The sequence below is a fragment of the Acinetobacter seifertii genome (assembly GCF_016064815.1).
In the GTDB taxonomy this organism is placed as follows: domain Bacteria; phylum Pseudomonadota; class Gammaproteobacteria; order Pseudomonadales; family Moraxellaceae; genus Acinetobacter; species Acinetobacter seifertii.
The window spans coordinates 2,644,130-2,657,781 of sequence record NZ_CP065820.1 but is presented as its reverse complement, the minus strand read 5'-3'; the positions used below and the strand labels follow the sequence as shown (position 1 = coordinate 2,657,781).

Annotated in this window: 12 protein-coding genes and 1 riboswitch; of the genes, 10 read left to right on the top strand and 2 right to left on the bottom strand. The window is 41.5% G+C overall.

Annotation, left to right across the window (positions count from 1 at the left end; genetic code table 11):
* Positions 1 to 87: 87 nt before the first annotated feature.
* Positions 88 to 1,119 (bottom strand): AraC family transcriptional regulator, encoded by a 1,032-nt coding sequence (locus I8T81_RS12310; RefSeq protein ID WP_198071327.1) that lies wholly within the window; start codon positions 1,117 to 1,119, stop codon positions 88 to 90.
* Positions 1,120 to 1,220: 101 nt separating this feature from the next.
* Between I8T81_RS12310 and I8T81_RS12305 the strand changes: the two genes are divergently transcribed.
* The 5 genes from I8T81_RS12305 (at position 1,221) to uca (ending at position 9,018) form a co-directional block, all read left to right on the top strand.
* The gene (locus I8T81_RS12305) at positions 1,221 to 2,294 is read left to right on the top strand and encodes an alpha/beta hydrolase (RefSeq protein ID WP_198071326.1); all 1,074 of its coding nucleotides are present in this window, start codon (positions 1,221 to 1,223) and stop codon (positions 2,292 to 2,294) included.
* A 232-nt stretch (positions 2,295 to 2,526) separates the two neighbouring features.
* Positions 2,527 to 3,690 carry a zinc-dependent alcohol dehydrogenase gene (locus I8T81_RS12300; RefSeq protein ID WP_107972521.1) on the top strand — a complete coding sequence of 388 codons (1,164 nt, stop codon included), beginning with the start codon at positions 2,527 to 2,529 and terminating at the stop codon, positions 3,688 to 3,690.
* Positions 3,691 to 3,876: 186 nt separating this feature from the next.
* Positions 3,877 to 3,972: riboswitch (guanidine-I (ykkC/yxkD leader) on the top strand.
* 28 nt (positions 3,973 to 4,000) lie between these two features.
* Positions 4,001 to 4,741: an urea amidolyase associated protein UAAP1 gene (locus tag I8T81_RS12295; RefSeq protein ID WP_198071325.1), complete on the top strand. Its 741-nt coding sequence runs from the start codon at positions 4,001 to 4,003 to the stop codon at positions 4,739 to 4,741.
* Positions 4,742 to 4,756: 15 nt separating this feature from the next.
* Entirely contained in the window at positions 4,757 to 5,410 is a 654-nt protein-coding gene (locus I8T81_RS12290; RefSeq protein WP_000217380.1) for an urea amidolyase associated protein UAAP2, read from the top strand.
* A gap of 2 nt (positions 5,411 to 5,412) precedes the next feature.
* Positions 5,413 to 9,018: an urea carboxylase gene (uca, locus tag I8T81_RS12285; protein WP_198071324.1), complete on the top strand. Its 3,606-nt coding sequence runs from the start codon at positions 5,413 to 5,415 to the stop codon at positions 9,016 to 9,018.
* Positions 9,019 to 9,056: 38 nt separating this feature from the next.
* On the opposite strand, the gene I8T81_RS12280 is transcribed toward uca, so the two are convergent.
* Entirely contained in the window at positions 9,057 to 9,593 is a 537-nt protein-coding gene (locus I8T81_RS12280; RefSeq protein WP_198071323.1) for an NAD(P)H-dependent oxidoreductase, read from the bottom strand.
* 92 nt (positions 9,594 to 9,685) lie between these two features.
* On the opposite strand from I8T81_RS12280, the gene I8T81_RS12275 reads away from it, so the two are divergent.
* From I8T81_RS12275 to I8T81_RS12255, 5 genes are all read left to right on the top strand, one after another.
* Positions 9,686 to 10,039: a winged helix-turn-helix transcriptional regulator gene (locus I8T81_RS12275; protein WP_174736289.1), complete on the top strand. Its 354-nt coding sequence runs from the start codon at positions 9,686 to 9,688 to the stop codon at positions 10,037 to 10,039.
* Positions 10,040 to 10,232: 193 nt separating this feature from the next.
* Positions 10,233 to 10,358 (top strand): hypothetical protein, encoded by a 126-nt coding sequence (locus I8T81_RS12270; protein WP_001000625.1) that lies wholly within the window; start codon positions 10,233 to 10,235, stop codon positions 10,356 to 10,358.
* 4 nt (positions 10,359 to 10,362) lie between these two features.
* Positions 10,363 to 10,797, top strand: a complete 435-nt coding sequence (locus tag I8T81_RS12265) for a CopG family ribbon-helix-helix protein (protein WP_001125932.1) — start codon at positions 10,363 to 10,365, stop codon at positions 10,795 to 10,797.
* Positions 10,798 to 10,809: 12 nt separating this feature from the next.
* Complete coding sequence (gene atzF / locus I8T81_RS12260; protein ID WP_198071322.1) at positions 10,810 to 12,621, top strand: allophanate hydrolase; 1,812 nt, start codon at positions 10,810 to 10,812, stop codon at positions 12,619 to 12,621.
* Positions 12,618 to 13,640, top strand: a complete 1,023-nt coding sequence (locus I8T81_RS12255; RefSeq protein WP_198071321.1) for an ABC transporter substrate-binding protein — start codon at positions 12,618 to 12,620, stop codon at positions 13,638 to 13,640. Before atzF ends, I8T81_RS12255 begins: the two co-directional genes overlap by 4 nt.
* Positions 13,641 to 13,652: the final 12 nt, after the last annotated feature.

Here is a 13,652-nt window from a genome sequence, read left to right as displayed (position 1 = left end):
AATTTTAATAGTAGCATGCTTTTCTCTATGCTGGAATTCTAGTTCGTCGGAGTAACTCCGGATAAAAAGTAACATTTTAAATAGAATTTATTTAATCATTTGCTTTTTATAGTGACTTGGAGCAACGCCAGTCCAACGTTTATAAGCTTGAGAAAAAGTAGATAAATCTGAGAAGCCTAATATTTCTGCCACTTGGCCTAAATTTAGATTTTGCGCTAAAAGGGAATCGGCACGTCGATGCAAGGTTTCATTTTGAAGTGCTCTAAAAGAGATATTCTCGTCTTGTAACCTTCTTTTTAGCGTCCGTTCGCTCATATTTAACTTATTTGAAATCTCTTTAATATTAAGTAATGTGCCAGAAGGAGCATTCATTAAAAAATCACGGACAATCATTGTGGTTGTTAAGGTGGTATGGCGTTGGCTAATAAGCTCCATACACAGCCTTTCACACATAGCAGCAGTATTCGGGTTTGCATGGGGTAGAGCATGGAGCAATTGCGAACTATTAAATTTTAAAATGTTTTCTTTTTGATTAAATTGAATTGGAGCGCCTAAATATTCTTTAGGTATATTTAACAAACAAGACTCAGGCTCATCATATTTAAGATGAAATGCATCTAATTGAAATGAACCTTCATAAATATCGCTAATAACACGAAGAGTTGCAGCCATCGCACGTTCAAGTACAAACCGTTGTAACTCCTGTGTTAGGCCCACAGGTTCAGTAAAGCAAATCATGCACTCATTATTTTTTTGCTGAAAATTTATTTTAACAAAGGTATAGGTGAGGGCCAGATAACGTTGCACAAGTTGCATTGCCTCTAAACCTGTTGCACTACTCATTAGTGCGTAACCCAAAATCCCATAAGTTGTCAGTTGGTGGTTAAAACCGGTAATAAGACCTAAACCTGCGGTGTGAGCAGATAAAACTTTAATTAAATTATTGATGACACCCAGTTCTTCATCGGGTGTAACAACACTGTTAGTATCATTTAAACGAGTTAGGGTTAAACCAGTACTGGCTAACAGATGTGATCTTTGAATTTTTAATTGATCACCTAGTTCTAATAATAGCTGTACGCTAGATGGAGCTCGTAAATAATCTTGAAACTCTAACATCGGTTGGCCTAAAAACTAAAATGCGTGTCCCAATCTAGCATGGTTGATGAGAAGACTAAAGCCTAATATTTATTCATCAGATAGCAACGAGTAGTAAAACAATGAATACCGTTCAACCAGCAAAGCCGATAAATATGATGCGGCAATTAATGAGTAAATTAGGTGTAATTGGCCTAATGATTTGTGTAACAGGTGTATCTTCAGCTCAAGAAATAAAATCAGGAGAGTCTGTCATGGGTTATCAAAATCAAGCAGCTTGGCAACAAATTGAACAATTCCTTCCTCAAGAATTTCATATTCCTAAAGACCAGTTACCCAAAGAAGAATGGTGGTCTTGGAATGGTCATAACATCCATTTGGATACTTACCGTAATCCCAATGCCAAAATTAAAGTGATTTTATTTCACGGTGTGGGGACCAATGGTCGACAAATGTCGATGATTTTAGGAAAACCCTTGGCTGATCGAGGTTATGAAACAATTGCTGTCGATATGCCCGGCTATGGTGTCACTCAAGTTAAAAAGGGTAAGCCGATTAGTTATAACGATTGGATACAGGCAGGTAGCGATTTAATTGATGTGGAATTGGCCAAAGATAATCGTCCAGTTGTACTGTATGGCCTAAGTGCTGGTGGTATGCTGACTTACCATGTTGCTGCCAAAAATAAAAAGGTTAAAGCTATAGTGGGAATGACCTTCCTTGATACAAGCAATCAAAAAGTGAAAGATACTGTAGCAAGCAATTTGTTTATGAGTCGGGTAGGAACGCCAATTACACATTTAACTGCTAAGACGCCGTTAGCAGCTATGCGTGTTCCAATGAGTTGGGCAAGTAAAATGAGTACTTTGGTGAATAATAAAGATGCCTTAAAAGCTTTTATGAAAGATAAAACTTCAGCAGGTAACTCGGTTTCTTTGACCTTTTTAGATTCATATATACATTATAAACCTGAGGTTGCACCTGAAGACTTTGACGTATGTCCTGTCTTATTGACCCAACCTGAAAAAGACCGTTGGACACCACTTGATTTAAGTACGCCTTTTCTTGGCCGCATTCATAAAGTGCCGGTAAAAACTGTGATATTGGAAAATGCAGGCCACTATCCATTAGAGCAACCGGGGTTATCTCAAATGGTTGATGCAATAGATAGTTTTTATACGACGACAGTGAAATAACGGGTAGGTTCTTACCCGTTTTTTAAATTTTAAATATAAAGGGCAAAGGGAGCTCAAATCACGTCTGCCCAAGAAAAAGCTAAGAAACTATATTTTACTTTTATTGTTACTTAAATATAGATCACTTTGCATTTGAGCTATAAGCCTTACGTGAAAAGTAAGAATCGTTGCAAACCGTAAAGAAAGCCTCCTCATAATCAAATGACATGATAGGAAATTGAGGAATAACAATATGCGTGCTCTTACTTACCACGGTGCCGAAGACGTTCGAGTTGAAACGGTTGCAGACCCTATTATTCAAGAACCAGATGACATTATTTTACGTGTAACCGCCACAGCGATATGTGGCTCTGACTTGCATTTATATCGAGGTAAAATTCCAAAGACTGAACATGGCGATATTTTTGGGCATGAGTTTATGGGCGTGGTTGAAGAAGTAGGCCCCGCAGTCACTCACGTGAAAAAAGGCGACCGTGTAATTGTGCCTTTTGTGATTGCTTGTGGTGAATGTTTCTTTTGCCAACTTGACCTGACTGCTGCCTGTGAAACCACCAATACAGGACGCGGCGCGATTATAAATAAAAAGCAAATTCCACCGGGTGCAGCTTTATTTGGTTATAGCCATTTATATGGCGGTGTGCCGGGCGGGCAAGCAGAATATGTGCGTGTGCCAAAAGCCAATAAAGGACCTTTTAAAGTCCCCGGCTCACTGTCAGATGAAAAAGTGCTTTTCTTGACCGATATTTTGCCTACCGCTTGGCAGGCAGTGACCAACGCTCAAGTGACTCGTGGCTCAACCGTTGCAATTTATGGTGCAGGGCCAGTCGGACTATTAAGCGCCGCTTGTGCCAAGATGCTTGGCGCTGAAAAAATATTTATGGTCGATCACAATGAATATCGATTGAACTATGCGGCGGCAACCTACGGTGCTATTCCAGTTAATTTTGATGAAGTCGATGCGGCCGAATTTATTATTCAAAATACTGACAATTATCGCGGCGTCGATGCGGTGATTGATGCCATTGGTTTCGAGGCAAAAGGCAGTGTCATTGAAACCGTGCTTACCAATTTAAAGCTTGAGGGTTCAAGTGGGGCAGCGCTTCGTCAATGTATTGCAGCGGTTCGTCGTGGTGGTGTGGTGAGTGTACCGGGTGTATATGCAGGCCCGATTCATGGCTTTTTATTTGGCGATGCATTTGATAAAGGACTGACTTTTAAAATGGGCCAAACCCATGTGCATCAATATTTACCGCTTTTATTAGAATTTATTGAACGTGGTGATTTGTCACCTGAAACGATTATTACCCATCGAATGAAATTAGAAGATGCCGCAGAGGGTTATCGCATTTTTAATGAAAGAGAACAGGACTGTCGTAAGGTAATTCTACTTCCTTAATACGCTCTCTTATAATTCATTCTTAAGCCTCTTCATGAAAGGGGCTTTTTTATTTTGAAATGCACAATTTTGAGTGCAGATTTTTATCTTGTGTTTTAAATCGCACTCAAATTGCCCAAAATTAGTATTACTTTTAACCAAAACCGTAATACTAAGCTGGCATGTCCTTTGCATAGTCATAACTAATTAAAAGTGATCTAGGGTTCCGATACTTTACGTATGACTGGACCGAGAGTTCACGGTTCCTAGCGAACTACACGGAGGGATAAAAGCCCGGGAGGAAGTCTAAAACTATCCGACAGGAGTAGCTATGAACACTGTAAGTTATCATAACAATCAGGCGATTTGGACCGAACTTTTACCCGGAGGACATCACTGGTCGGGTCGTATTCAAAAAGGAACTATTCTTAGATTTACATCGCTTGACGCTCAGGCAAATGTTTCTTTGTTTTGTGTAAATGCTGCCGATGTGCTTGAACGTTTTAACATGCCCGACAGTTTGAAAGGGCAACACACCGCCTATTTAAAAGCTTCCAATGTGCTGTACTCAGACCTTGGCCGTGTGATGGCTTCGATTGTTCATGACGATCATGGTTGGAATGATGCACTTTGTGGCCCAAGCCGACCAGAACAAATTGAAAAGCATTTTGGCAATCGCACATTTCAAGATGCCCGAAATGATATGTACCAAAACGGCTTAGACAGCTTACTCATTGAAATGTGCAAATACGGACTTACCAGCCAAGACCTGAGTGCCACGGTTAATCTATTTTCTAAAGTTGTGCCTGACGAAAACGGTGTTTTGTCTTATGTCAGTTCTAACAATATCGATCAAAGCATTGAACTGCGTTTTGAAATGGACTGCCTGCTATTTTTATCTGCCGCGCCTCATGGCTTAGACACCAGCCCAAGCTATCAACCTGCTGATGTTCAACTCAGTTTATTTAAAGCCAATTCACTAACAGACAGCGATATTTGTCGTGATGCATGTTCGCAAAATCAGCGTGCGTTTCAAAACACAGCCCGCTACTACGCGCTTAGCAATATTTAAATCAGGAGAAGCATCATGACAGTTTTACAATCATTTGAAAAAGCAGTTTTAAATGAAGTTTGTCCTGCTGGCGAAGCGTGGATGTGCGAGGTTAAAAAGGGCCAATATTTTCGTATTATTGACCTTGAGGGAAACCAAGCGGTCGATACTTTGTTTATGAGTGCCGAAAACCCGACTGAGCGCTATAGCGCAATGGACACTCTGGCTATCAACCAACAAATCTATTTAGAAAAAGGTACTAAGCTCTATAGCAACTTTGGCCGACCAATTGCCGTTATTCATGATGATAACTGCGGTCGCCATGACACCATTGGCGGTGCTTGTTCATGTGAGAGTAATACGGTTCGCTATGCACATGAAACGTACCCAATGCATAGTTGCCGTAACAACTTTATGTATGCCTTGGCAAAACACCCGATTGCAAAAAAGCATGGCTTAAATGTCCGTCATATTGGCCCAAACATTAACTTTTTTATGAATGTACCTGTTACGCCAGATGGTCAGCTTAAATTTGATGATGGAATTTCAGGACCGGGTAAATATGTCGAAGTTCGGGCAGAAATGGATTTGATTGTTTTAATTTCAAATTGCCCCCAGCTGAATAACCCATGTAATGCCTATAACCCAACCAAAATTCAACTGGTTGTCCGTGAAGCGGAAGGGGTGTAAGCATGTTCAAAAAAGTTCTGATTGCTAACCGCGGTGCAATTGCCTGTCGCGTCATTCGCACCCTTAAAAAACTCGGGATCGCTTCGGTTGCGGTTTATTCCGAAGCCGACCGTGATTCTTTACACGTGACTTTGGCCGATGAGGCTTTCCTCATTGGGCCTGCACCTGCCAATCAAAGTTATTTAAATATTGAAAAAATCCTTGAGGTAGCAAAACAGTCGGGAGCTGAAGCCATTCACCCCGGTTATGGGTTTTTGTCTGAAAATGCCGAGTTTTGTGATTTGTGCGAAAGCCAAGGTATTGCGTTTATTGGGCCTACTTCAAGCCAAATGCTCGATTTTGGTTTAAAACATACCGCGCGTGAGCTGGCTATTAAAAGCAATGTGCCTTTACTTCCGGGTAGCTCATTACTTGCCGATGAAGCTGAGGCCTTGTTTGAGGCAGCTCGTATTGGTTATCCAGTCATGCTGAAAAGTACCGCGGGCGGTGGTGGTATTGGTATGCGTCTGGTCTGGAACGAAACCGAGTTAAAAGATGCCTATCAAACCGTGTCTTATTTGGCACAGGTCAATTTTAAAGATGCGGGTTTGTATTTAGAGAAATTTGTACAACACGCGCGCCATATCGAAGTACAAATTTTTGGTGATGGGAAAGGCCAAGTTTTAGCGTTGGGTGAGCGTGATTGTTCAGTGCAACGCCGTAATCAAAAGGTCATTGAAGAAACACCTGCGCCACATTTAAATGAACAGCAACGCGACTACCTTCAAAAAGTTGCGATTCAACTCATGCAGTCGGTGAACTACCGCTCGGCAGGTACGGTTGAGTTTGTCATGGACACCGAAACCCAAGAGTTTTATTTCTTAGAGGTGAACACCCGTTTGCAAGTCGAGCACGGCGTGACCGAGCAAGTGTTTGGTGTCGACTTGGTCGAGTGGATGGTTACCTTAGCAAGCGGTGACTGGTCAGCACCGACTGAAAAGTTAGAACCAACAGGACATTCCATTCAGGTTCGTCTTTATGCCGAAGACCCAATTAAACAGTTCCAGCCGAGTGCAGGCTTACTCACCCATGTTAAATTTGACCCGCAAGCACGAGTCGAAACATGGGTAGAAACAGGTTCAACGGTGTCGTCTTTTTATGATCCAATGATTGCCAAAATCATTGTGACTGCTGCAACACGGGACCAAGCCATACAGGCAATGAGTGCTAGTCTTGCAAATACGCAAGTCGCAGGCATCGAAACCAATCTGGAATATTTGCAAAACATTATTGCTTGCGATGTCTTTGCTTTGGGTACTCAAACCACCCGATTTTTAAATACGTTTGAATGGAAAACTCAAAAAATTGAAGTATTGCAGTCTGGTATTCAAACTGCTATTCAAGATGTAACAGGTCGATTAGGTTATTGGGATGTTGGTGTGCCACCATCAGGTGCCATCGACCCACTCAGTTTAACGGTGGCAAACCAGCTTTTAGCCAATGAGCCAAATACCGCAGGGCTTGAATGTACCTTGCAAGGGCCAACTTTAAAGTTTCACTGCGACAGCCAAATTGTCATTACGGGCGGTGATATGCCTTCAAAACTTGATGGCGAACTGGTGCCGATGTGGCAAATCATCAATGTGAAAAAGGGCCAGATTTTAAAATGTGGGATTATCCGTTCAGGTTGCCGTAGCTATATTGGTGTGAAAGGTGGGCTTAATGTTCCTGAGTATTTAGGGTCACAGGCGACTTTTACTTTGGGGCAGTTTGGTGGGCACGCAGGTCGTAATTTATTAATTGGAGATATGCTGCCAATTACTGAATATTCTACTCAATCGACCACAGCTCTAGCTCAAGCACAAATTCCTAGCTTTACCCAAAACTGGGAAATTGCCGTGATGTATGGTCCACATGGCGCACCAGATTTTTTCACCAAACAAGATATTGATACCTTCTTTGCCAATGAGTTTGAAATTCACTATAACTCAAGTCGGACAGGCATTCGTTTAATTGGGCCAAAACCAGAGTGGGCACGTGAAGACGGCGGTGAGGCAGGCTTACATCCTTCCAATATTCACGACAATGCTTATGCCATTGGCGCAATTGATTTTACGGGCGATATGCCAATTATTTTGGGGCCGGATGGTCCAAGCTTAGGCGGCTTTGTTTGCCCTGCGGTAGTGATTCATTCTGAGCTTTGGAAAATCGGGCAGCTTAAAGCAGGCGATAAGGTCAAATTTGTACCCGTGAGTTATGCGCAAGCAAAAGCACTCGACCAAAAATATCATCAAAGCTTAACCACGGCTGATACGACTCAGATCGATTTTAACCCAGCCATTCAAGCAGAACTCGACACTTTACAAGATGCTGTTTTAGCCACTTTAGAAGGTGAAACTGATTTACCAAGCGTGACCTATCGACCAGCAGGAAATAGCTATTTGTTGGTGGAATATGGCGAGTTAGTACTCGACCTAAATTTACGCTTCCGTATTCATGCGCTTATGCAATGGGTTAAAGAACAAAACATTCAGGGCATTATCGACTTAACACCGGGCATTCGTTCACTACAAATTCATTTTGATTCAATCCAGCTCGATCAACTGGAGCTTTTACAGAAACTTCAACAAGCAGAAGCCGAATTACCCGATATTCAAAATATGCAGGTGCCTTCACGCACTGTCTATTTGCCTTTGGCTTGGGAAGATTCTCAAACTCAACTTGCTACCGAACGCTACACGCAAATTGTTCGTCCAGATGCGCCGTGGTGCCCAGATAACGTCGAGTTTATCCGCCGTATTAATGGCTTAGCTTCAAAGCAAGCAGTTAAAGATGTGGTCTATAGTGCGAACTATTTGGTGATGGGTTTAGGCGATGTGTATTTAGGCGCACCAGTTGCAACGCCGCTCGACCCACGCCAACGTTTAGTCACCACAAAATATAACCCTGCACGAACTTGGACACCTGAAAATGCGGTCGGCATTGGCGGGGCGTATATGTGTGTGTATGGTATGGAAGGGCCGGGCGGCTATCAATTCGTTGGTCGTACCACTCAAATGTGGAGTCGTTACCGTAAAAATGCCGACTTCGAAGAAGGTAAACCGTGGTTATTACGCTTTTTTGACCAAGTGAAGTTTTATGAAGTTTCTGAGGCTGAACTTTTACAAATGCGTGAAGACTTTAAGGCGGGCCGACTAAAACTTTGCATTGAAGAGGGCGTGCTCAACCTAAAAGAATACAACGAGTTTTTAAAGACGCATCAAGACAGCATTCAAGCCTTTAAAGATATGCAACAAGCTAACTTTGAGGCTGAGCGCCGCCGTTGGCACGAAGCGGGCTTGCAAGAATATATCTCTGAAAGCTTAGATGCTGTTGATGAAGGTGAAACCGTGGTGATCCCTGAAGGCGGCTGTGCCGTCGAATCACACATGCCGGGGTCAATCTGGAAAATCGAATGTGCATCAGGAGATATAGTTGAAGAAGGTGCAACCCTTGCAGTAATTGAGGCAATGAAAATCGAAATTCCAATTATTGCGCCCGAACGCATGAAGGTAGAAACCATTACCATTGAAAAAGGTCAAACTGTAAAAACGGGACAAGTGCTATTTACCTTGGCACCAGTCGCTTAAACCAAAAGAGAGCATCGATATTGATGCTCTCTTTTTTCTTATGCTTCGGTCAAATGTTTTAATACTTCATGACCATGTTCAACCGCTTTTAATTTAATTTCAGATTCTGAATGACCTGATAACGGAGAAACTTCATAAAGCAAGAATGTGCTGCTTAATTGCATTTGCGTATATTGAATTGAATATTGAACCGCTTTTAAAAAGCTATCAATTAAGTTTTCTCGGTCGTTCACCATATCGGCTTCTTTTTGCCCGACTGTCATACTAATAATGACTTTTTTATCTTTTAATTTGTCGCCTTGAGAGCCATAAGCAAACTGATAAGTAAAAACTTCATCAAACCATAATTTCAAAATTGCCGGCATATTAAACCAGAACATTGGATATTGCAGAATGATCGTGTCGTGGCGTAACAACGCTTCTTGTTCAGCACTCACGTCAATTTTATAGTCCGGATAAAGCTGAAAAATATCTCGGACTTCAAGGTCCGGATAGGTTTTTATAAGTTCATTCACTATCATTTTATTTGCAATTGATTGAGCGTAGTAGGGATGGGCCAAAATAAGTAAAGCCATAATAATGCCTTGTAGCTATAAAAATCATAGTCACTATAATTTTTATAGTATGGGTGTACAATAACTATCAAAGTTGATAGGTGGCATGAAAAATGGCAAATACTGAAAATAAATGTGAAATCAGCATGAATGGAAAAACGTATCCATGTCATATCAGTATGGCTATGGATTTGGTGGGTGGAAAATGGAAAGGCGTTATTTTGTATTATTTAAAAGATGGGCCAAAACGTTTTAATGAAATCAATCAATTAATGCCAACCATCACAGAAATGACCTTAAGCCTTCAACTCAAGCAATTAGAGCAAAGTGGCTTAATCTCTCGAACCGTTTATGGTGAAAAAGCACCGATTAAGGTGGTTTATGAAATGACTGAATTAGGCCAATCTTTTAAACCTGTTTTAGAGTCTTTATCGGTATGGGCACATACGATGATTAATCAGGCATAAGATGACAAATTAACTTTTTAAAAAAATATAAATATTTAGCCCCATCCCTGTGCATGGGGCTTTTTTTGCCCAAAAATCATTCATAAATACCCATAAATCCCATCAAAACGACGCTTAAAAACTGGCACATTTTCTGCATCTCTTACCAGTAATACAAAAACTGAATTTGGTAATACCAAACTAGAGGTGCGATATGAACGATGTAAAACCTGTGGTTCAACCAAAGCCAACTTTAAAAGCCTTTTTAGTCGAATTGCTCAGCGTACGTGCAGGCGTATATATCAAACAAAACAATCAGCCGCCTAAAACAAAAGGATAAGACTGTGCCGAAACAAAAGCTGGCTCGAATCAGTATTACCGTACCTGAAACGACACTTAACGCACTCGATCAAAAAATTGTCGAGCAGAACTATGAAAGCCGCTCGCAAGCCATTGTCGACATGATTAATAAACACTTAATTGCAGAGCAGGCGCAGGCCAATGAAGTCATGGTGGGCACGTTGACGCTGCTTTATGACGCTAGCCAAATGACCTTGCGTAATCAATTGGTCGATTTACAGCAACAGTTTTTAGCACAGGTGATTAGTTCACTTCATATTCAGCTCGACCAGCAAAAGATATTGCAAGTCATGCTAATGCAGGGCGCAAGTTCTGAACTTAGACAAATTAGCCAGCAATTTATTGTGCTGAAAGGGGTAATCAAAGGACATCTAGAACTGATGGATGCCGTCATGCCGCCTATACAGCAAAATGACTAAATGAGGAGTAGCGTGTTGAAAAATTTATGGACAATTCAAGACTGGAAAACAGCATATCAAAATGGGCAAATCCATCTTGAAGATTTGATTAGTTACGTTGCAGAAATTAAAAATGAAGATCATGCATGGATTGAAATTGCATCGAACGAGCAGATTCAATCGCAAATTGATATTTTACAAGACCAGAATGTTGCTGACTTACCACTATATGGTGTGCCATTTGCAGTTAAAGACAATATTGATGTCGCTGGCTTTCACACCACTGCAGCCTGTAAAGAGATTCAATATTTAGCGAACCAAGATGCAGCCGTAGTAGCCAAACTGAAAAAAGCAGGGGCGATTGTGGTTGGTAAAACTAACCTCGATCAGTTTGCAACTGGACTGGTTGGCGTTCGCTCGCCCTATGGCGCAGTAAAAAATAGCTTTAACCCTGCATATATTAGTGGTGGTTCAAGTTCTGGTTCGTCAGTGGTGGTCGCCAACGGTATTGTGCCTTTTAGTTTGGGAACTGATACGGCGGGTTCAGGTCGTGTTCCTGCGGGCCATAACCATATTGTGGGTCTTAAGCCGACAAAGGGCTGGTTTTCTACTACAGGTTTAATTCCTGCATGTCGCACCATTGATGTCATTTCTATTTTTGCGCTGCATATTGATGATGCTTGGATAGTTGCCAATTTAATGCAGGGCTACGATGAAACGGATGAATATTCACGAGTACATCCAGCCAATGTACCAACTCAATTTTCTAAACAAAAAATTGCCATTCCTGCACAGCTTGAGTTTTATGGTGATCTTGAATCTGAAAAAGCCTTTTTAGTTGCAATTGAGCGCGTAAAAAAACTGGGCTATGACGTTGAGAGTATTGATTTCAGCGCGTTTAATGAGCTTGCTGCTGCACTGTATAACGATGCTTGGGTGGCAGAAAGAACAGTCGCCGTTGAACGCATGACAACACGTGAAAAGGCTCATCCAGTTATTGCTCAAATTATTGCGCAGGCAGATAAATTCAAGGCAACAGATGCACTTCAAGCTGAATATAGCCGCGCCGTTCTGGCTCGAAAAATTAATTTGGCATTACAGCCTTTTGATGCATTGATGGTTCCGACAGCGCCAACCATTTACACCATTGCCGAAGTTGAAACCGACCCATTGACTAAAAATGCGCACATGGGGGCCTATACCAACTTTGTCAATTTTGCCGATCTTTCTGCTTTAGCCTTACCTAATGTACTTCGTGAGGATGGTCTACCAAGTGGCGTAACCTTTATTGCACCAGCTTGGCATGATCAGACACTTGCCAATTTTGCGCAGCTTTGGCAAACCGAAACATCGCTGAGTTTAGGTAAATCAACTCAACACTATCAAAAAAGTATAAACATCCATTCGAATCATTCAGTGCAGCTAGCTGTGGTGGGAGCACACTTAACCGGTATGCCACTTAATTTTCAGCTCACTAGTCGCAATGCCACTTTGCTTAAGAAAACCCAGACCGCAGAGACTTATAAACTCTTTGCTTTAAAAAATACCACGCCACCAAAACCTGGCCTGCAATACGATGCAGCAGGGACATCAATTGAAGTCGAAGTATGGGATGTTCCTTTAGCAAATTTTGGAGCCATTGTGGCTGAAGTACCCGCACCACTTGGTATTGGGAACCTGAAATTAAAAGATGGAACATGGGTCAAAGGCTTTATTTGCGAAGCGTATGCCATTCAAGATGCAACCGATATTAGCCATTTTGGAGGCTGGCGAGCCTATATACAGTCACTCAATCAAACTGCTCAAAGTATTGTTAATAAAAATGTTGGGGAAGTTTCTATATGATTAAAAAAGCGTTTTTATCCGTATCTATTTTATCGGCAGTTGTATTGGGTGGGTGTGACAATACCGCTAAAGTGCCTGAGGCTAAACAAGACACTCAGGCATCCACAAATACAAAACCAATTACCATTGGATATAGCGATTGGCCGGGCTGGGTGGCTTGGCAAGTAGCTATTGAGAAAGGCTGGTTAAAAGAAGCAGGGCTAAATGTAGAGTTTAAATGGTTTGATTATTCGGCTTCGCTTTCAGCTTTTTCGGCAAATCAGCTCGATGCTGTGTTGGTCACCAATGGCGATAACTTGGTAACTGCTTCTGGCGGTACGCAAGGCATGATGATCATGGCAACAGATTATTCTGCGGGCAATGATGTCATTATTGCGAAAGAGGGTATTAATACCATTCAAGACCTAAAAGGAAAATCGATCGGCGTCGAAAAAGGCTTGGTTGATCATCTTTTATTGGCAACAGCTTTAACTGACCATAACATTAAGGCGAATGAGGTAAAGCTGGTAAATTCAGCGACGAATCAATTACCTCAAGTGTTTAATAGCCCCGATATTTCTGCGATTGCTGTTTGGCAACCTGTTGCAGGTCAGGCATTAAAAGCAGTGGCAGGCTCTAAAATTATTTATACTTCTAAAGACAAGCCGGGTTTAATTTATGACACCTTGACCGTCAACATGAGCCATTTAACTGCTCATCAAGAAGAGTGGAAAAAAGTCATTCAGGTGTGGGACAAAACAGTTAAATATATTAATGACCCTGCAACCCATGCCGATGCGGTTAAAATTATGGCAAACCGTTCAGGCGTCGACCCAAAACAATATGAGTTGATGGTTAGCGGTACGCATTTATTAGATATCAACGCCAATAAGAAAGTATTTACTAAATCTCAAGGCTTTGACTCGATTTATGGCTCGACCTATCACGTCAATAAATTTAATGTCGAAAATGGTATTTATAAAACTGAACAAAATGTAGATGGGCTGATTTACCCAACACTCATAGAACAACTCAAATAAGCCAAATAAATA